We start from the raw sequence: 17,346 nt of genomic DNA, 5'->3' as shown, positions 1-17,346 counted from the left end.
AAAGCCCCTTGTACAGCCCAGCTTATGCTGAAGCTGAGAGGCATGGTTTTACAATTGGCGGTCGCGGATTCTTCTAGGATGGAACCCTCTCTCAGAGCTGGTTCCTCCGCCCGTGACCACCACCCCCGTTCTTTCGCCGGACCCGATGCAGACCGCCGCGCCGCCGCTGGCGACCGGCGCGATCGCGCCCGTGCGCCCCTACCGCCGTCTCTATCTGTCGGTGCCGGCCAAGTTCACCCTCTCCCTCGCCCTGGCCGTCGTCTGGACGGCGCTCAGCGTCTGGCTGTCGCAGCGCTGGCTCAATGATCTGGCGGCGATCACCAGCTGGGCCTTCGCCCTGATCGCCATCGGCTTCATCGCCTATGTGCCCGGCTTCATGAACGCCTTCCTGCTGGGCACCCTGCTGTTCGACCGCCGTCTGCCGCGCGTCCAGCCCGCCGCCTATCCGCCGGTCAGCATCCTGGTCGCCGCCTATAACGAGGCCGCCGCCATCCGCGACACCCTGACCAGCCTGGCCGCCCAGACCTATCCCGGCGACTACGAGATCCTGGTCCTCAACGACGGCTCCACCGACGCCACCGTCGCCCTGGCGCGTCAGGCCATCCGCGATCTGGACTTCCCCGCCAACGCCTCGGTGCGCGTCCTCGACTACGCCGTCAACGCGGGCAAGGCCGCCGTGCTGAACCGGGGCCTGAAGGAAGCCAGCCACGATCTGATCATCACCATCGACGGGGATTCCTGGGTGCGTCACGACGGCCTGGCCCAGATCGTCGAGCGCCTGCTGACCGACCCCGTCAACACCGTCGCCGTCGCCGGCGCCGTCATGGTGCGCAACTCGCGCAAGAACTTCCTGACCCGCGCCCAGGAATGGGACTATTTCCACGGCATCGCCGCCGTGAAGCGGATGCAGTCCATGTATCACGGCACCCTGGTCGCCCAGGGGGCCTTCTCCCTCTACACCCGCGCCGCGCTGGAACAGGTCGGCGGCTGGCCCGAATGCGTCGGCGAGGACATCGTCGTCTCCTGGGCCCTGCTCGAAAAGGGCCACCGCATCGGCTACGCCGAGGACGCCCTGGCCTTCACCAACGTCCCCACGAAGTTCAAGCAGTTCGCCCTGCAGCGCAAACGCTGGTCGCGCGGCCTGATCGAGGCTTTCAAGGCCCACGGCTCCCTGCTGCTCAAGCCGCGCCTGACCACCATCTTCATCTGGTGGAACCTGTGCTTCCTGCCGCTGGACCTGGTCTATACCTTCATCTTCATCCCCGGCCTGGTCCTGGCCCTGTTCGGGATCTTCTGGATCGCCGGCCCCCTGACCCTGGCGGTTCTCCCGCTGGCGGCCCTGTGGAACATGTTCATCTTCCGCATCCAGCGCCGCATGTTCCAGCGCGAGGGGTTGAAGGTGCGCCGCAACTTCGGGGGCTTCCTCTTCTACGCCCTGGGCTACAGTCTGGTGATGCAGCCGGTCTGCGTCTGGGGCTACGGGGCCGAACTGCTGGGCATGAGAAAGAAATGGGACACCAAATGATCCGCCTGCCCTCCGCCGCCCTGGGGGCCGTCGCCGGCCTCGCCCTCATCGCGGGCGCAGCCCAGGCCCAGACCGTCGAGACCGCCCAGCAGACCGCTCGCGCCGAACATCCCGACACCACGGCCGCCGGCTTCATTCCCGCCCACGCCGTGGGCCTGGACGTCTTCGCCTCGACCGACGCCGACGACACCGACGTCATCAAGCTCGGCGCCAACCTCGACTGGCGCTATCGCGGCCCCGACGACTACCTGGGCCTGCGCATCGAGACCGCCCGCTTCAAGCCCCTGGGCGGAGACTCCACCGAGGACCAGCGCCTCTATCTGCGCTTCGCCGACAAGACCGGCGACTGGTCGTGGAAGGGCCAGGTCGGAACCGACGGCGAGACCGTCCTGGGCTCGGCCAGCATCCACAACGAGGCCCGCTTCCGTCAGGAATACTTCGTCGAGCGCGAAATCCTGGAAACCCCGCGCGGCCTGGACGAGGGCCTCTACTACACCTTCGTCGGCGGGGCCTTCGACCTGCCGGTCGACGACCGCAACAACTTCACCCTGGTCGCGGGCGTGCAGGACTTCACCGGCGACAACCTCCGCACCCACCTGCGCCTCAACTACATCCATGTGGTCAAGCCGGAGTGGGGCCTGTCGGCCCAGGTCCGCACCCGCTACTTCCACAGCAGCGACCCGGGCGAATACGACTACTTCTCGCCCGAAAACTACGTCGAGATCATGCCGGTGCTGCAGGTGCGCCGCTACTATGGCGGCTGGCGCTATGTCGTGGCGGCCGGCGTCGGCGGACAGAAGGAGACGGGCGGCGACTGGCGCAGCGCCCGCTATTTCAACGCCCAGGTCATCAGCCCGCCCATCCGCCAATGGGCGATCAACGGGGGCTTCACCTACAGCAACACCCCCGTCGCCAGCGGCTACACCTACGACTACTCCCAGCTGAACTTCGGCATCGTCCGCGCCTTCTGACGGTCAGGCGCGCATCACCCCCTTCTCCATCCCCTTCACGGGGGGAGAGAAACCTCATCTCGCCAACAGGGCCTCGACCTCGTCACGCGTCCCCAGCGACGGTTGCGCCCCCGGCCGGGTCGCGGCCAGCGCCCCCGCCGCACAGGCGAAGTGCAGGGCCGCATCCGGCGTCATCCCGTCCAGCAAGGCCACGGTGATGGCCCCGACAAAGGCGTCGCCGGCCCCGGTCGCGTCCACCGCCTCGACGCGCGGCGGGGTGGCCCAGGCCATTTCGACGCCGCGCCGGTACATGACCGCCCCGCGCGCGCCCTTGGTCACCGCCACCAGTCCGCCGCCGACATGCAGGGCCTCGCCATAGAAGGCGGCCTCCGTCTCATTGACCACCAGCAGGTCGGCGCGCCGCAGCAGGGCCTCCGACACCGGGGCGGCGGGCGCCAGGTTGGCGCAGACGAAGTCGGTCGCCCGCCCCACCGCCGCCTCGACCGTCTCGATCGGCAGCTCCAGTTGGACGATCAGCGGCGTCTCGATGCGCGACGGCAGCTGTTCCGGCGTGACGAAGTGGTTGGCCCCGGCGGCGACAACGATCTGATTTTCTCCGCTCGGATCGACCGCGATCAGGGCCACCCCCGTCGGCGCCGCTATGTCCGTCTCGACCCCCGACAGGTCCACCCCGTGGGCCAGCATCAGGGCCACGGCCGCGCCGGACATCTCGTCCTCGCCGACCCGCCCGATCAGGCTGACCTCGGCCCCCAGCCGCCGCGCCGCCAGGGCCTGATTGGCGCCCTTGCCGCCCGCATGGCGCGCCAGCATCGCCCCCGTCACCGTCTCGCCCGGCGCCGGCAGGCTGGGGGCCGAGGCCACCATGTCCAGATTGATCGACCCGACGACGGTGATCCTCATGCGCCCATTCCTCCACTGGCATGGCCCAGGTTTTCCGTGATCAGGGCGAAGACCCCGTCCGCATCCGCCCTTGTCGCCCAGAAATGGTTCGCCGTCGCGGCCTCCACGCGGAACTCGACCGCCGTATGGCCGCGCGTCAGCTCGCTTTCGGTCTCCACCGCGATCCGGCAGGGCTTGAGCTCGAACAGTTCCGGCTTCAGCAGCCAGGCCACGGTGCAGGGATCATGCAGCGGCCCCGCGTCCCAGCCGACGATGACCCGCTCGATCCTCTGCGAAAAGCGCAGCATGGCCGCCGACGCCTTGGCCGAGGCGGTCGGCAGGGCCTCGATGGCCGCGATCCTTTCCTCGGTCGCCCGCACCTGATGGGTGACGTCCAGACCCATGACGATCATCCGGCAGCCCGACGCAAAGACCTCCGCCGCCGCCTCCGGGTCGGCCCAGATATTGAACTCGGCGCTGGCGGTGATGTTGCCGCCCTCGGAGCGCGCCCCGCCCATGACGACCACCGGCCCCAGATGCGCCGCCAGCCTGGGCTCCGCCCGCAGGGCCAGGGCCAGATTGGTCATCGGCCCCATGACGGCCAGGGCCACAGACCCGGCCGGCCGTTCCATCACCAGCCCTGCGATGGCCTCGGCCGAGGTCCCCTCGCCCGCCGGCGCGCTCGGCTCGAACGGTTCCAGATCGCCCAGCCCCTCGGCCCCGTGGAACTCGCCCGCCCCCGCCGGCTCGCGCTTCAAGGGCCGCGCGGCCCCGACGAAGACCGGGACATCCTCGCGCCCGGCGATCTGACGCAGGATGCGCGCATTCCGCGCCGTCTTTTCGGCGCTGACATTGCCCCCGACCGTGGTCACGGCCAGCAGGTCGAAGGCGTTGGAGGCGAAGGCGGTCAGCAACCCCGTGGCGTCGTCCACGCCGGGGTCGCAATCAATGATGAGAGACTGTTTCACCGTCCCGGTGTGCCGCGTGACGCCGCGCGAGGCAACCGCCTCAGGAAATGAAGCCCAGGACTGGCGGCCGCGATCCGCAACACCATATGGTGCGGATAACAAGTCCCAGGAAACGCTCTCCATGACCGACGCCGCCGCCGCTCCGCTCAAGACCCTCAAGATCGACTTCGTGTCCGACGTGGTCTGCCCCTGGTGCGCCGTGGGCCTGGGCGGACTGACCACCGCCCTGGAGACCCTGAAGGCCGAGGGCGTCGCCGCCGACATCGCCTTCCAGCCGTTTGAACTGAACCCGCAGATCGCGCCCGAAGGCGAAAACATCGTCGAACACATCGGCCGCAAATACGGCTCCACGCCCGAACAGTCGGCCCAGAACCGCGAGATGATCCGCCAGCGCGCCGCCGAGGTCGGCTTCGACATGCGCATGGGACCGGACAGCCGCATCTGGAACACCTTCGACGCCCACCGCCTGCTGCACTGGGCCCACGAAACCGCGCCCGACCGGCAGGAGGCGCTGAAGCGCGCCCTGTTCACCGCCCACTTCACCGAGAACCGCAATCTCACCGATGCGGGCGTCCTGACCCAGGCCGCCGAAGCCGCCGGTCTGGACCGGGCCGAGGCCGCCGAGGTCCTGGCCTCGGGCCGCTACGCCCAGGACGTCCGCTCAGCCGAGGACCTGTGGCGCGCGCGCGGCATCACCTCGGTCCCGGCCGTGGTGGTCGAGGGCAAGTATCTGATCAGCGGCGGCCAACCGGCGGCGGCCTTCGAGCAGGCCCTGAGACAGATCGCTTCGGAGGTCTAGCGCGCTGGATCCTTCTCCCCCTGTGGGAGAAGGTGGGCGAGCGGAGCGAGGTCGGATGAGGGGTTGCGCCTTCGTCCGGCCTTTTGCTGTTCTTGAGGGCGGCGAAACCCCTCATCCGGCCCTGACGGGCCACCTTCTCCCGCAAGGGGAGAAGGGCAAGACTACAGACACATCTCCACGCACGCCCTGGCCAGCACCTCGGCCGAATCGGTCAGCGGAACCCCCAGGTCCGCCGCATCCAGCAGCAGCGGCACCTCGGTGCAGCCGCCGATCACGCCCTCGGCCCCCGCCGCGACCAGGGCCGCCGCCAGGTCGCGCATGGCCGCCCGCTGCGCCGAGCCGACGTCGCCCGCCTTGACCCCGAACACCACGCTCATGAAGCGCGCCCGGTCGGCCTCGGACAGCCGCACCATTTCCACGCCCTCGGCCGCCAGGGCCTCGGCGTAGAGCGCCTCCCCGCCCGGCGTCGCCAGCACCCCGATCCGCCGCGCGCCGGTTCGCGCCGTCGCTCCCTCCTTCGCCGCCCCCGCCTTCGCCGCCTTGGCCGTCTCCGCCACCATGTCGATGAAGGGCAGGCCCGCCGCCCGGATCGCCGCCGCATGGGCGTGGGCCGTGTTGCACGGCATGGCCAGAACCTCGGCTCCGGCCGCCTTCAATCGCAAGGCCATCTCGCCCAGAACCCGGCCCGCCGCCTCGGGCTGGGCATGCCGGTTCGGCACCTGGGGATTGATGTCGGCGATGACGCGGATGTGGTCCTCGTCGCCCCCGGCCGGGGTCAGGGCCTGGAGCCGCGCCAGAAAGGCCACCGTCGCCGCCGGCCCCATGCCGCCCAGAACGCCCAGAACCTTGCGGGCCTGGGCCTTCACGCCAGCGCGCCTTCCAACTCGCCCTGATAGCCGAACAGCCCCTGCGCCCCGCCGGTGTGCAGAAACACCACCGTCTCCCCCTCGAACCGCCCGGCCTGGGCCAGGGCGATCAGCCCCTTCATGGCCTTGCCCGAATAGACCGGGTCCAGCAGCAGGCCGTCGGTCCGCGCCGCCAGTTTCAGCGCCTCGATCACCGCCTGATCGATCAGGCCGTATCCGGCCCCGACATAGTCGCAGTCGGCGACCACCATCTGATCCGTCACCCGCTCGGGATGGCCCAGCAGCGACGCGGTCTCCCGCGCCAGCTTCAGGACGCTGGCCTCCTGCTTCTCCTTCGGCGCCCTCACCCCAATGCCCAGCACCGGGATGTCCGCCCCCATGACCGCCAGACCGGCCACCAGACCCGCATGGGTGCCCGCGCTGCCGGTCGCGGTGACGATGCGGCTGATCGCCAGATCCAGTTCATCCGCCTGAACCACGATCTCGCGCGCGCAATCGACATAGCCCAGGGCGCCGACGGCGTTCGAGCCCCCGCCCGGAATGACATAGGGCCGCCCGCCCTTCGCCCGCACCGCCTCCGCCGTCTGCTCCAGTTCGGCGACCATGTCGGCCCCGCCCGGCACACGGCGGATCGCCGCTCCATACAGCCGGTCCAGCAGGACATTGCCGTTCTCGACATAGTCGGTCGCCGTCGAGCCGGTGCGCTCCTCCAGGATGATCTCGCACTTCAACCCGTGCGACGCCGCCGCCGCCGCCGTCTGGCGCACATGGTTCGACTGCACCGCCCCCTGCGTCACCAAGGTGTCGGCGCCCGCCTCCATGGCGTCGCCCAGCAGGAACTCCAGCTTGCGCGTCTTGTTGCCCCCGCCGGCCAGGCCCGTGCAGTCGTCGCGCTTGATCCAGAGGTCGATCCCCAGGGCCTCCGACAGCCGCGGCGCGGGCTCCAGCGGGGTCGGCAGATGCGCCAGTCGGACGCGAGGAAAGCGGGCCAGATGCATGGTCGAAGACTCCCGTTCAATAATCATGGCTAACACGCAGAATCTTGCGGAACCAAGTCTCAGGTCCGTTGTTATCGCATCGGACACATCGGACGCCCCCCAACCCCGATGTCGTCTGTGGCGGTCCGGCCTTAACGCCCCCCCGACTGAGAAGCCGGACCGCCCCCCCTCCCTCTACCTCCGGTTCAATATCCCGATCGGGCCTTGGCGCGCCCGCCTCGCTTGACCTACCCCGGAAAGGGGCTAGGTTCGCGGCGTTCTCCGGGGGGTCGCAATCGAGCGGCTGAGATAGAGGTATTTCCTCTGACCCGTCGAACCTGATCCGGGTCATGCCGGCGAAGGGATGAGTACGCTTCCGGCCCCGGCTTCACGCCACAGGACCGGCACGCCCGACGTCGGCGGACCTCAAACGTTTTGAGGCCGCCATGAACATCAACGTCACGCCGACGACCGAACAACCCCACGAACCGAACGTGGAACTGCCGCTGGCCGAGGCCCGCAAGGCCGTCGAGGCCGAGACCGGCCGCATCCCCACCGGCCCCCGCGCCGGCGGCGTCAAGGTCTTCGTGGCGGGCGAGCTCTATCCCGACATCCGCGTCCCCTTCCGCGAGGTCGCCGTCCACCCTTCGGCCAACGAGCCGCCGGTGACGATGTATGACAGCTCCGGCCCCTACACCGACCCGTCCGTCACCATCGACATCAAGAAGGGCCTGCCCCGCGTGAAGTCGTCGTGGCAGCTGGACCGCGGCGACATCGCCCCCGTGGCCAATCCGCGCGAGGTCAAACCCGAGGACAACGGCCACGCCTCGGGCAAGCACTTGGCCCCCCGCTTCGACGTCTCCAACCATCAGGTCTTCAAGGGCGTCGAGGGCCGCCCCGTCACCCAGTACGAATACGCCAAGGCCGGCATCATCACGCCCGAGATGGAATACGTCGCCATCCGCGAGAACCTGCGCCGCGAGCAGAACGCCCCCTGCATCCGCGACGGCGAAGACTTCGGCGCCGCCATCCCCGACTTCGTCACGCCCGAGTTCGTCCGTCAGGAAATCGCCCGCGGCCGCGCCATCATCCCGCACAACATCAACCACCCCGAAGTCGAGCCGATGATCATCGGCCGCAACTTCCTGGTGAAGATCAACGCCAACATCGGCAACTCGGCCGTCCTGTCGTCTGTCGACGACGAGGTGGACAAGCTGGTCTGGGCCACCCGCTGGGGCGCCGACAACGTCATGGACCTGTCGACGGGCCGCAACATCCACAACATCCGCGACTGGATCATCCGCAACGCGTCCGTCCCCATCGGCACCGTCCCCATCTATCAGGCGCTGGAGAAGGTGAACGGCATCGCCGAGGATCTGACGTGGGAGGTGTTCCGCGACACCCTGATCGAACAGGCGGAACAGGGCGTGGACTACTTCACCATCCACGCGGGCGTGCGCCTGCCCTTCGTGCCGATGACGGCCAAGCGGGTGACGGGCATCGTCTCGCGCGGCGGCTCCATCATGGCCAAGTGGTGCCTGGCCCACCACAAGGAGAGCTTCCTCTACGAGCACTTCGAGGACATCTGCGACATCATGCGCGCCTATGATGTCAGCTTCTCGCTCGGCGACGGCCTGCGCCCCGGCTCCATCGCCGACGCCAACGACGAGGCCCAGTTCGCCGAGCTGCGCACCCTCGGCGAACTGACCAAGATCGCCTGGGCCAAGGGCTGCCAGGTCATGATCGAAGGCCCCGGCCACGTGCCGATGCACAAGATCAAGGCCAACATGGACGAGCAGCTCAAGCACTGCCACGAGGCGCCCTTCTATACGCTTGGCCCGCTGACCACCGACATCGCCCCCGGCTATGACCACATCACCTCGGCCATCGGGGCGGCCATGATCGGCTGGTTCGGCACGGCCATGCTCTGCTACGTCACGCCCAAGGAGCACCTCGGCCTGCCCGACCGTCAGGACGTCAAGGACGGCGTCATCACCTACAAGATCGCCGCCCACGCCGCCGACCTGGCCAAGGGCCACCCCGCCGCCCGCATGCACGACGACGCCCTCAGCCGCGCCCGCTTCGAGTTCCGCTGGGAGGACCAGTTCAACCTCGGCCTCGACCCCGAAACCGCCCGCAAATACCACGACGAGACCCTGCCGAAGGAGGCGCACAAGACCGCCCACTTCTGCTCCATGTGCGGCCCCAAGTTCTGCTCGATGAAGATCAGCCAGGACATCCGCGACGCCGCCCGCAGCCAGAACGACGCGGGCGCCAGCCTCGCCGAAGCCGAAGCCGGCATGGCGGAGATGAGCGCCAGGTTCCGGGCGGGCGGCGGAGTGGTGGAGGTGAAGGTCTAAGCGTTCCGACCCACGCCGAGATTAGGACTATGGACGCGAGGCGTCTGCTGCAAGCCTCGCGTCCGATCTTCCACGCGGAGTATCCTATAGCGTTCGGAACTGCCCCTACGATTTTGGTGGAAGGGGGCATTCAACTGCCAAGGCAGCCGCTTCCGTCGCCTTGAACGTCCCTTGACAGTCGGGGCAGGTTATATCCTGCGCTGTCCATCGAATACGTAGATTTTGGCAGTGAGGACATGTGATGAGATAATCCTCAACCGCATCTTCGAGAGTTGTATCCCCCAAAACTGCTAAAGCTAGCCTAGGATCAACGATACCGAACAAATAAAGAGGACGGTTGCCTGGATTAGGAACCTCACCAATCCTTACCACCGCTCCAGAATCCTGCCACTTCTGAACTTTCGACCTAGCGGCCTGCTGAGAAACTCTGAATATATCGTTAGCAAGCGTCGGGATAGTAAAGTCAAGCTCTCGGATCTTTCTAAGATCAGAGAAGTGTTCCCCGTACAACTCCCGAGCCCTCTCATTTGAAAACTGCATAATTGCAGACTTCACCGTACGGAACTCGATTCTATCCCCGTACACACCAGATTTAGTATGTTCATCTACAATCTTCTTGCATATTCTAATCATATCTCTCGGCGAGTTATGAGCAAAATACGTAATAAGCTTATGAACATCGTAGAGTTCATCGCCAGCCAATATATCGTTAAAATTATTTATAGCACCATTAGAATACGTCTCCATGCGTCTAGACAAAACAGTCTCCAGCTCAGGAGCTCGCCACTCAAGTTCATACTCAATCAGTCGATCAGGCCTACCACCAGCAATATGGTAAGCATCCTTCATCTGATCCCAGAGAAAGAATTTGAACGCAACACCCTTCGTTTCCAACAAAGGGAGATCAATAAGTATAGATTCTAGGAATTCAAAAACTTTTGTGGCATTCTGCGCCGTGATCGGAAGTTCATCAACACGATCTACTAGAATATATACAGAATTATAGCCGATTTTTTGGGAAAACTCTACAAGAGAATCGAATTTAAATCGAATACTTTCGTCTTGAGCTTTCTCGCCTTTTGAAATTTCTACCTTATCCAACCCAAGTTTAATTGCGACCGCGTTGACCAGAGTCACAATGACACCGCCATACTTATTCCAAGTATCAAGCGCCTTATCGCCCAGAGATTTGATGGCGGATAGAGCGTCTCGAAATTGCTCAGAGGAAAGCCCTCCCAGCAACTCTCTCGACAAACCAACGATTAGCTTTCTCTCAAAATCATCCAATCGCCAACCCAAGGATGGGTCGCGCTCAAACTCTATCAATATTGCTACGAGCAATATTCGGCTTATATTTCGAAGGTGGTAATCAGATGAGGCTTGACCCGGAGTCTTAATTCGCTCCAACGGGAATCGATCATAAGATACACAGAGAAAGTCTGCTGTCTTTGAGCTAGCTTGCTCAATCATAATTTTTTGAGCTGTCTTACCGCCACCTCTTGGAGCAAAAACGACATTGCTCTTCGGTGCTTCTGGATTCCCAACAACCGCTGGAAAAAAGGGCGGCGCGACGAAATAATTACCGATCCGAGGCTCATCGGCAGCATTTGTTGAAGCAAACGGGTCCTCGGAAAAACCCAAGGCCTGCAGGAATTCAATCGACATATCGCACCCAAAACAGCCAGAGTCGGTACGAAGGCCAAGAGTCGCATTTCATTGCAAGACTATAGCACTCCCCCGTCCGATCCTGACGCACCCGTCCGCCATCCTGCTTCGCTCAGGCAGGAGGCGGCGAGATGGACGACGAGGCTTACTGGCACGAGGGCGCGCCCCGGATCGTCGCCTCGGGGCGGTGGGAGCAGGATGAGTACGGCGACACCACCTACATCCCCGACCACATCCGCCCCTCGACGGCGGCGCCCGCAGACGCCGACGCGGCCGCTTTCGACGACGAGGGCGCAAGGACCGGGGCCGACGGCTATCGCATCCGTTCCGACGCCGTCTGGACGGCGGCGCGGCGCGACTATCTGGCCGGGGACGCGGCCGAGGCCGTCTGCGCCCGCTATGACCTGAAGCTGGGGACCCTGCGCTCCCGCGCCGCGCGCGAGGGCTGGCGCCGCAGCGACGTCGAAGACGTCTGGCCCGACCCTCAGGACGAAGACGCCGACCCAACCCCGCCCGACCTGACCCGGATGGCGGCCCAGGCCCTGATGCGGCTGAACCGCGCCCTGCAGCGCGGCCGCGCCGCCGAGGCCGCCTCCTGGCTGCGCACCTGGCGCGCGCTTTCCAGCGTGAGTTTGGGCGACCCCGCCCTTCTGGCCGCCGCCACGCCCCACTCTGGGTCCACGCCCGAACCGGAACCCCTCTCCACCCTGGAGCAGGACCTGCAAGCCGTCGCCGCTGTCGCCCGCGACGCCGCCGCCCTGTCGCCGGACGACCACGCCGGCCGCCGCGCCATCGAAGCGCGCCTTGCCGCCCTCAAGACCCGCCTCGACCCCGAGGGGCTGATTTCAGACGATTCAGACGAATTGGACTCTGTTTTTTCGCCGACCGAACCGCCGCCCTGAAAGCCCTCCCCTTCGAGCGAGAAGGATTAGGCGGGGGCGCCGACAAGCCCTGTCCCATGGCCCACGCGCGCCGCAGAAACCGTCCCGGACGCTCCGGCACCGAAACGCTCCGCGCGCCGACGCCCGGCGCGCGCTTCCGCCTATTTCTTGCTGGGCAAGAAGGGCGAGAAGGTGATGACGGTGAAGGTGTCGCGGATGTGCGGGCGGGTCTGCACCTGTTTGGTTACGAAGGTCCCGATGTCGGCGTCCTTGGGCAGCTGGAACTTGGCCAGCAGGTCGTGCTGACCCGAGGTCGAGTAAACTTCCGACACGTTTTCAACATTGTCGACCAGATCGGCGGCGACGTCGTTGGCGTAGCCCAACTCGCATTTGATGAAGACGAAAATGGCGGTCATCATGGTCGGAACCTCCCGTTCAAGCGGAGGTGCATAGCGGATGGAAACGGCATGGGTAAGGCTCCGGCGACACTGACGGCCCCTCCAGTCGATTACGAGGCGGCCTACAACAATAGAGAACGCGTGCCGGGACACCCGGCGATCCTGAAACGATGGCGAGAGGATTCGGCCCGCGTCATCGACGCCCTGAGGCCCGAAACCCACGAATACGGCCCCACCGAACGCCAGAGAATGGAATGGTTCGACGCCGGCGCCGGTGCGCCGACCGCCATCTTCATCCACGGCGGCTACTGGCAGGCCCTGGACCGGGCCTGGTTCGCCTGGGTGGCGCCGGCCCTGCTGGAGCACGGGATCAGCGTGGTCATCCCCGGCTATGACCTGGCCCCGACGGTCAAGGTGGGCGCCATCATCGCCCAGATGCGCCGCGCCACCGAACTGGTGCGAGACCGCACCGGCAAGCGGCCCCTGGTCTTCGGCCACTCGGTCGGCGGGCATATGGCGGCGTGCATGCTGTCCGAGGGCCGGGCGCGGGCGGCGATGGCGATCTCGGGCGTGTTCGACATCGAGCCTCTGATCCACACCTCGCTGAATGCGGCCCTGGGGCTGGACGCCATGACGGCGCGGGCCCTGTCGCCGATCCACTGGCCCGCGCCCAACGGCGGGGCGCCGGGCGGACGGACGCTGGACTGCTGGGTCGGCGGGGCGGAAAGCAATGAGTTCGTCCGCCAGAGCCGCCACATGGCCGCAGAGTGGGGCGGCAAGGGCGCCGACACCCATGTCGAGGTGCTGGACGGGCTGGATCACTTCACCATGCTGGACCCGCTGGCCGACAAGGGCAGCAGCATGGTCAGGCGTCTGGCGGCGCTGGCGACCGCCGAATAGGCGACCGGTTACCGGGATTGATCGGCGCTCCCTTGACGGGGGCGCCGTGAACCGCCGATCTGCGGCCTGCAAGGCCTGAAGGAGACCCCATGCGACACGACCGCCTCAGCGTGCTGACCGCCCTCGAAAGCCAGGGCGTCGTCCCGGTCTTCTATCATGCCGACCCGGAGGTCTGCGCCGAGGTGATCCGCGCCTGCGCCCGCGGCGGGGCCAAGGCCATCGAGTTCACCAACCGCGGCGACTTCGCCTGGGAGACCTTCACCGCCCTGTCCAAGCAGTTCGCCCAGACCGATCCCGACATCATCATGGGCGTCGGCTCGATCCTGGATGCGCCGACGGCGGCCCTCTACCTGGCGTCCGGCGCGCGCTTCGTCATCAGCCCCTGCCTGGTTCCCGAGGTTGCGCAGGTCTGCAACCGCCGTCAGGTCGCCTATTCGCCGGGCTGCGGCTCGGTGCGCGACATCTCGGAGGCCCAGGCCCTGGGCTGCGAGATCGTCAAGCTCTTCCCCGGCGCCTCGGTCGGCGGCCCGGACTTCGTCAAGGCGGTGCTGGGCCCCATGCCCTGGACCAAGATCATGCCGACCGGCGGCGTCGATCCCGACGAGGCCTCCATCGCCAAATGGTTCGGCTCCGGCATCGTGGCGGCGGGCATGGGCTCCAAGCTGATCACCGACGCGGCCATCCAGGCCAAGGACTGGGCCGGGATCGAAGCCAAGGTGCGCCAGACAGTGGAGGCGATCGCGGCGTTCCGGGCGAAGTAAACACCGCGCCTTTCCTCCCCACTCTGTGGGGAGAGGGACCGCGTAGCGGTGGAGGGGGCGACACAGAGAGCTGGCGTCGAGACGCCCCCTCCGTCACGTCGCCTTCGGCTCCGCGGCACCTCCCCATCGCTGCGCGACAGGGAGGAAAAGCACAAAAAAGGCCCCGCCGGTTCTCCAGCGGGGCCTCTTCTATTCAGAACCGCAAGCGACTCAGGCGGCTTCGGCGGCGGCCTTGGCCAGCTTGGCCTGGTGGGCGGCCATGCCGGCGGCGATCAGTTCGGCGGCTTCACCAGCATCGCCCCAACCGTTGACCGTGACCGACTTGCCCTTCTCCAGATCCTTGTAGCGGGTGAAGAAGTGCTCGATCTGCTCGATCAGGATGGCGGGCAGCTGACGGTAGCTGGAGACCTCGGTGTAGTAGGGGTTCAGCTTGTCGACCGGCACAGCCAGGATCTTTTCGTCGCCGCCGGCTTCATCGACCATCTTCAGCACGCCGATGGGACGCGAGCGGATGACGCAGCCCGGCACCACCGGCGTCGGGTTCAGCACGATGACGTCGCAGGGGTCGCCGTCGTCCGACAGGGTGTGCGGCACGAAGCCGTAGTTGCCCGGATAGTACATGGCGGTGTGCAGGAAGCGGTCGACGAACAGGGCGCCGGATTCCTTGTCCATCTCGTATTTCACCGGCAGGCCGCCTTGCGGGATCTCGATGATGACGTTGATGTCCCACGGCGCATTCGGGCCGACCGGAATGGCTTCGATGTTCATGTTACGCTCTTGTTGCAGGTGCGAACGGGGAGTTTGGGCGGCGTGATAAGCTTTGCGTCGCCGAACAGCAAGCTTCAGAGCGGGCTTTCTGCGGCGTTCGCCCTTGCTCCATAGGCCGAAGTGAAGGCATCAACAGGGCATGACCCTGTTCGACTGGATCGCCCTCAGCCTCTTCTTCATCGCCTGGCTCGGCTATGGTCCGATCCTGGGGCTGATCGCGCGGCGCAGCGGCTCGCTGAACGACGACATGCTGATCGTCCGCGACAGTTGGATGACGGCCATGACCCATCGCGAGATGCGGCTGATCGACAGCCAACTGATGGGCCATTCGATCAACTCGGCCTCCTTCTTCGCCTCGACCAACCTTCTGCTGATCGCCGCCGTCGCCGGCATCCTCTTCGGCGGCGAGAATGCGCTGAAGGGCTTCGCCGCCGTAGGGGCCGAGGCGGTGCCGATGAAGATTCTGGAGGCCAAGCTGGCCCTGGTCCTGGTCTGCCTGGCGCGCGGCTTCCTCGACTTCATCTGGTCCCTGCGTCAGATGAACTATGCCCTGGCCCTGATCGGCGCCGCGCCCGAGATCCACACCGAAACGGACCGCGTCGCCTATGGTCACGCCGTGGCCCAGGTGCTGAACCCGGCCCTGGGCGGTTTCAGCCAGGGGGTGCGTGGCTACTACTTCGCGCTGGCGGCGGCGGCCTGGCTGTTCGGGCCGCTGTGGCTGGCCCTGGGCGTGATCTCGGCCTTCGGCCTTCTGGTCTGGCGTCAGGCCGGATCGCCGGCGGCGCGGGCGGTTCGGGCGGCGCGGCGTCTGCTGGAGCGCAGTTAGGCCCGACTTTGGTCTTATTGCAGCCGCGAACGATTCGTGCCGACACAAGCCTTGACGCTGCGTAACGGCGAAACGGATTTACGTAACAGCCTGTGATCGCGAGTCAAAAATCGGCGCTTGAAATTTTGTGCGCTGCAACCTAACTTGGCTTTCGACGCTTTCGGGCGTCTTGCCCTTCCTGGGCGTTTCCTCCCTATAGACTTTATATGCCGCGCCCCCGGGCGCGGCTTTTTTTTGGTCCGCGCGGGGGCTAGGCGAAGTCTTCGCCCAGGGCCGCGACGACCCGGTTCAGCCCCGACTGGCAACGCCCCCAGCCGACCGCAGGCCCGCCCGCCGTCTCGTCCCAGTAGAGCCGCCGGTTCAACTCCACCTGGATCGCCTCGAAACCCTCATCGGGTCGCCCCCAGACCTGGGTCGCGTAGCCGCCCGCATAGGGCCGGTTCAGCGCCACCCGCCAGCCCAGGGCCTCAAACAGCGCCCGCAGCCGCCGCGTCAGATCGGTGGCGCAACTGGTCCCGTGCCGGTCGCCCAGCACCACATCCGGCCCGTTCGGCCCCGTGGCGCGTGACGGCATGGAGTGCCAGTCGACCAGCACAGCCCGCCCATGACGATCCCGCGCCGCCCGCATCAACTCGCCCAGGGCGGCGTGATAGGGCTCATGCACCCGCGCAATCCGCCCCCTCGCCTCCTCCAGCGCCAGACGGCGGTCGTAGAGCGCTGTCCCGTCGCCGGCCATGCGCGGAATGACGCCATATCCCGCCTGGGTCTTCAGCCCCGGCGGCGGCGTCGTCGACACGCCTTCGATCAAGGCCGGGTCCAGCTCCTCCGGCGCCCGGTTCAGATCGACATAGGCCCGCCCGATGCGCCCGGCGATCAGCACCGCCCCCGCCGCCGCGCCGGCGCCCAGCAGTCGATCCACCGCCGCATCCTCGGCGCTGCGCAGCGAGGCCTCGGACAGGCCTTCGGCCGCCGCCATGTCTTCGGGATAGACGCCGCCCGAATGCGGCGAGGCGAACACCAAGGGCGTCGCTCGCCCCGGATGGGCGGGAACAAGGCTGAAGATCGCGTCGGTCGGCGCTGGGCTCATGGCTTGGCCATAGACTGATTTATCCCCGACTGCGCCCTCTACGCGCTCGCCCTAGGGGTGATTTTCACCGCGAGTTTACGGATCGGGGCCTAGGGTCCGCTTCGATATTCAAGGACTTGACCCTGCATGGCGCGTATTCTGCTGGCCGAAGACGACGGCTCGCTTCGAGGCTTCCTGACCCGTGCGCTGGAACGCGCCGGTCACGCCGTGGTGGATTGCGAGAACGGCGACGACGCCATCGACGCCCTGGATCAGGGCCCCTACGATCTTCTGCTGACCGACATCGTCATGCCGGGCGCCGACGGGATCGAGGTCGCCCGCGTCGCCGCCGTGCGTCAGCCGGGCATCCGCATCATGTTCATCACCGGTTTCGCCGCGGTCGCCCTGTCCGCCGCCCAGGCCACGCCCCAGGCCAAGGTCCTGTCCAAACCCGTCCACCTGCGCGACCTGGTGAACGAGGTCGAACGCATGATCGCCGCCTAACGAAAAAATACGAAAAAAGAAGACACAAGCCTCTTGCGGCCCCCGCGAACTGCGGGTTATAGACGCCGCCTTCCCGCCCACCGACACATCAGTCGGCCGGGCCGCAGAACAGGCGGACGCGTAGCTCAGCGGGAGAGCACTACGTTGACATCGTAGGGGTCACAGGTTCAATCCCTGTCGCGTCCACCATTCTTTTCAATCGCTTAAGCGACTGATGGGCCAAGCCCTTCTA

17 protein-coding genes, 1 tRNA gene and 1 riboswitch are annotated in these 17,346 nt (G+C 66.3%); of the genes, 10 read left to right on the top strand and 8 right to left on the bottom strand.

Annotated elements, in window-relative coordinates; genetic code table 11:
• Positions 1-112: 112 nt before the first annotated feature.
• Positions 113-1,525, top strand: coding sequence for a glycosyltransferase family 2 protein (locus tag ACR9FL_RS01450; RefSeq protein WP_436356825.1), 1,413 nt, complete (start codon positions 113-115; stop codon positions 1,523-1,525).
• On the top strand, positions 1,522-2,496 hold the full coding sequence (locus ACR9FL_RS01445) for a hypothetical protein (RefSeq protein WP_436356824.1): 975 nt from the start codon (positions 1,522-1,524) through the stop codon (positions 2,494-2,496). Before ACR9FL_RS01450 ends, ACR9FL_RS01445 begins: the two co-directional genes overlap by 4 nt.
• A gap of 54 nt (positions 2,497-2,550) precedes the next feature.
• Here ACR9FL_RS01445 and ACR9FL_RS01440 read toward each other — a convergent pair whose 3' ends face one another.
• A complete protein-coding gene (locus ACR9FL_RS01440) occupies positions 2,551-3,396 on the bottom strand; it encodes a ribokinase (RefSeq protein WP_436356823.1) in 846 nt (281 codons plus the stop codon).
• Positions 3,393-4,343 (bottom strand): nucleoside hydrolase, encoded by a 951-nt coding sequence (locus ACR9FL_RS01435; RefSeq protein WP_436356822.1) that lies wholly within the window; start codon positions 4,341-4,343, stop codon positions 3,393-3,395. Before ACR9FL_RS01435 ends, ACR9FL_RS01440 begins: the two co-directional genes overlap by 4 nt.
• Positions 4,344-4,464: 121 nt before the next feature.
• Here ACR9FL_RS01435 and ACR9FL_RS01430 point away from each other — a divergent pair, with 121 nt between their 5' ends.
• Complete coding sequence (locus ACR9FL_RS01430) at positions 4,465-5,142, top strand: DsbA family oxidoreductase (protein WP_296175823.1); 678 nt, start codon at positions 4,465-4,467, stop codon at positions 5,140-5,142.
• A 161-nt stretch (positions 5,143-5,303) separates the two neighbouring features.
• Here ACR9FL_RS01430 and ACR9FL_RS01425 read toward each other — a convergent pair whose 3' ends face one another.
• Together ACR9FL_RS01425 and ACR9FL_RS01420 are read right to left on the bottom strand one after the other, a co-directional pair.
• Entirely contained in the window at positions 5,304-5,966 is a 663-nt protein-coding gene (locus tag ACR9FL_RS01425) for an aspartate/glutamate racemase family protein (RefSeq protein ID WP_436358104.1), read from the bottom strand.
• A 38-nt stretch (positions 5,967-6,004) separates the two neighbouring features.
• The gene (locus ACR9FL_RS01420) at positions 6,005-7,006 is read right to left on the bottom strand and encodes a D-cysteine desulfhydrase (protein ID WP_436356821.1); all 1,002 of its coding nucleotides are present in this window, start codon (positions 7,004-7,006) and stop codon (positions 6,005-6,007) included.
• A gap of 252 nt (positions 7,007-7,258) precedes the next feature.
• A riboswitch (TPP riboswitch) is annotated at positions 7,259-7,368 on the top strand.
• 63 nt (positions 7,369-7,431) lie between these two features.
• Between ACR9FL_RS01420 and thiC the strand changes: the two genes are divergently transcribed.
• Entirely contained in the window at positions 7,432-9,345 is a 1,914-nt protein-coding gene (gene thiC, locus ACR9FL_RS01415) for a phosphomethylpyrimidine synthase ThiC (protein ID WP_436356820.1), read from the top strand.
• A 105-nt stretch (positions 9,346-9,450) separates the two neighbouring features.
• Here thiC and ACR9FL_RS01410 read toward each other — a convergent pair whose 3' ends face one another.
• Positions 9,451-11,010, bottom strand: coding sequence for a P-loop ATPase, Sll1717 family (locus ACR9FL_RS01410; protein WP_436356819.1), 1,560 nt, complete (start codon positions 11,008-11,010; stop codon positions 9,451-9,453).
• A 131-nt stretch (positions 11,011-11,141) separates the two neighbouring features.
• On the opposite strand from ACR9FL_RS01410, the gene ACR9FL_RS01405 reads away from it, so the two are divergent.
• Positions 11,142-11,912 (top strand): hypothetical protein, encoded by a 771-nt coding sequence (locus ACR9FL_RS01405; protein ID WP_436356818.1) that lies wholly within the window; start codon positions 11,142-11,144, stop codon positions 11,910-11,912.
• 140 nt (positions 11,913-12,052) lie between these two features.
• Here ACR9FL_RS01405 and ACR9FL_RS01400 read toward each other — a convergent pair whose 3' ends face one another.
• Positions 12,053-12,310, bottom strand: coding sequence for an Lrp/AsnC ligand binding domain-containing protein (locus ACR9FL_RS01400; protein ID WP_040347054.1), 258 nt, complete (start codon positions 12,308-12,310; stop codon positions 12,053-12,055).
• 48 nt (positions 12,311-12,358) lie between these two features.
• On the opposite strand from ACR9FL_RS01400, the gene ACR9FL_RS01395 reads away from it, so the two are divergent.
• Both ACR9FL_RS01395 and ACR9FL_RS01390 read left to right on the top strand, forming a co-directional pair.
• Positions 12,359-13,189, top strand: a complete 831-nt coding sequence (locus tag ACR9FL_RS01395) for an alpha/beta hydrolase (RefSeq protein ID WP_436356817.1) — start codon at positions 12,359-12,361, stop codon at positions 13,187-13,189.
• A gap of 89 nt (positions 13,190-13,278) precedes the next feature.
• Positions 13,279-13,950: a bifunctional 4-hydroxy-2-oxoglutarate aldolase/2-dehydro-3-deoxy-phosphogluconate aldolase gene (locus ACR9FL_RS01390; RefSeq protein WP_436356816.1), complete on the top strand. Its 672-nt coding sequence runs from the start codon at positions 13,279-13,281 to the stop codon at positions 13,948-13,950.
• Positions 13,951-14,160: 210 nt separating this feature from the next.
• On the opposite strand, the gene ppa is transcribed toward ACR9FL_RS01390, so the two are convergent.
• Complete coding sequence (gene ppa / locus ACR9FL_RS01385; protein WP_105562476.1) at positions 14,161-14,718, bottom strand: inorganic diphosphatase; 558 nt, start codon at positions 14,716-14,718, stop codon at positions 14,161-14,163.
• A gap of 139 nt (positions 14,719-14,857) precedes the next feature.
• On the opposite strand from ppa, the gene ACR9FL_RS01380 reads away from it, so the two are divergent.
• Positions 14,858-15,544 (top strand): DUF599 domain-containing protein, encoded by a 687-nt coding sequence (locus ACR9FL_RS01380; protein ID WP_436356815.1) that lies wholly within the window; start codon positions 14,858-14,860, stop codon positions 15,542-15,544.
• Positions 15,545-15,794: 250 nt separating this feature from the next.
• Here the strand turns inward: ACR9FL_RS01380 and ACR9FL_RS01375 are convergent, their stop codons facing one another.
• Positions 15,795-16,631: an N-formylglutamate amidohydrolase gene (locus ACR9FL_RS01375; RefSeq protein ID WP_436356814.1), complete on the bottom strand. Its 837-nt coding sequence runs from the start codon at positions 16,629-16,631 to the stop codon at positions 15,795-15,797.
• A gap of 126 nt (positions 16,632-16,757) precedes the next feature.
• Between ACR9FL_RS01375 and cpdR the strand changes: the two genes are divergently transcribed.
• The gene (cpdR, locus tag ACR9FL_RS01370) at positions 16,758-17,114 is read left to right on the top strand and encodes a cell cycle two-component system response regulator CpdR (protein ID WP_296178306.1); all 357 of its coding nucleotides are present in this window, start codon (positions 16,758-16,760) and stop codon (positions 17,112-17,114) included.
• A 114-nt stretch (positions 17,115-17,228) separates the two neighbouring features.
• Positions 17,229-17,303, top strand: a tRNA-Val gene (locus ACR9FL_RS01365).
• The last annotated feature ends 43 nt before the right edge of the window (positions 17,304-17,346 follow it).

The organism is Brevundimonas sp. CEF1, from assembly GCF_051353055.1.
Lineage (GTDB): Bacteria > Pseudomonadota > Alphaproteobacteria > Caulobacterales > Caulobacteraceae > Brevundimonas.
Note: the sequence above shows the minus strand (reverse complement) of the source record. Positions and strands in the feature narration are given on the sequence as shown.

Coding starts and splice junctions, on each gene's coding strand:
- ACR9FL_RS01440 (WP_436356823.1), bottom strand. CDS start 3,396: ATGAGGATCACCGTCGTCGGGTCGATCAATCTGGACATGGTGGCCTCG.
- ACR9FL_RS01420 (WP_436356821.1), bottom strand. CDS start 7,006: ATGCATCTGGCCCGCTTTCCTCGCGTCCGACTGGCGCATCTGCCGACC.
- ppa (WP_105562476.1), bottom strand. CDS start 14,718: ATGAACATCGAAGCCATTCCGGTCGGCCCGAATGCGCCGTGGGACATC.
- ACR9FL_RS01390 (WP_436356816.1), top strand. CDS start 13,279: ATGCGACACGACCGCCTCAGCGTGCTGACCGCCCTCGAAAGCCAGGGC.
- ACR9FL_RS01405 (WP_436356818.1), top strand. CDS start 11,142: ATGGACGACGAGGCTTACTGGCACGAGGGCGCGCCCCGGATCGTCGCC.
- ACR9FL_RS01375 (WP_436356814.1), bottom strand. CDS start 16,631: ATGAGCCCAGCGCCGACCGACGCGATCTTCAGCCTTGTTCCCGCCCAT.
- ACR9FL_RS01380 (WP_436356815.1), top strand. CDS start 14,858: ATGACCCTGTTCGACTGGATCGCCCTCAGCCTCTTCTTCATCGCCTGG.
- thiC (WP_436356820.1), top strand. CDS start 7,432: ATGAACATCAACGTCACGCCGACGACCGAACAACCCCACGAACCGAAC.
- ACR9FL_RS01395 (WP_436356817.1), top strand. CDS start 12,359: ATGGGTAAGGCTCCGGCGACACTGACGGCCCCTCCAGTCGATTACGAG.
- cpdR (WP_296178306.1), top strand. CDS start 16,758: ATGGCGCGTATTCTGCTGGCCGAAGACGACGGCTCGCTTCGAGGCTTC.
- ACR9FL_RS01400 (WP_040347054.1), bottom strand. CDS start 12,310: ATGATGACCGCCATTTTCGTCTTCATCAAATGCGAGTTGGGCTACGCC.
- ACR9FL_RS01425 (WP_436358104.1), bottom strand. CDS start 5,966: ATGGGGCCGGCGGCGACGGTGGCCTTTCTGGCGCGGCTCCAGGCCCTG.
- ACR9FL_RS01430 (WP_296175823.1), top strand. CDS start 4,465: ATGACCGACGCCGCCGCCGCTCCGCTCAAGACCCTCAAGATCGACTTC.
- ACR9FL_RS01445 (WP_436356824.1), top strand. CDS start 1,522: ATGATCCGCCTGCCCTCCGCCGCCCTGGGGGCCGTCGCCGGCCTCGCC.
- ACR9FL_RS01410 (WP_436356819.1), bottom strand. CDS start 11,010: ATGTCGATTGAATTCCTGCAGGCCTTGGGTTTTTCCGAGGACCCGTTT.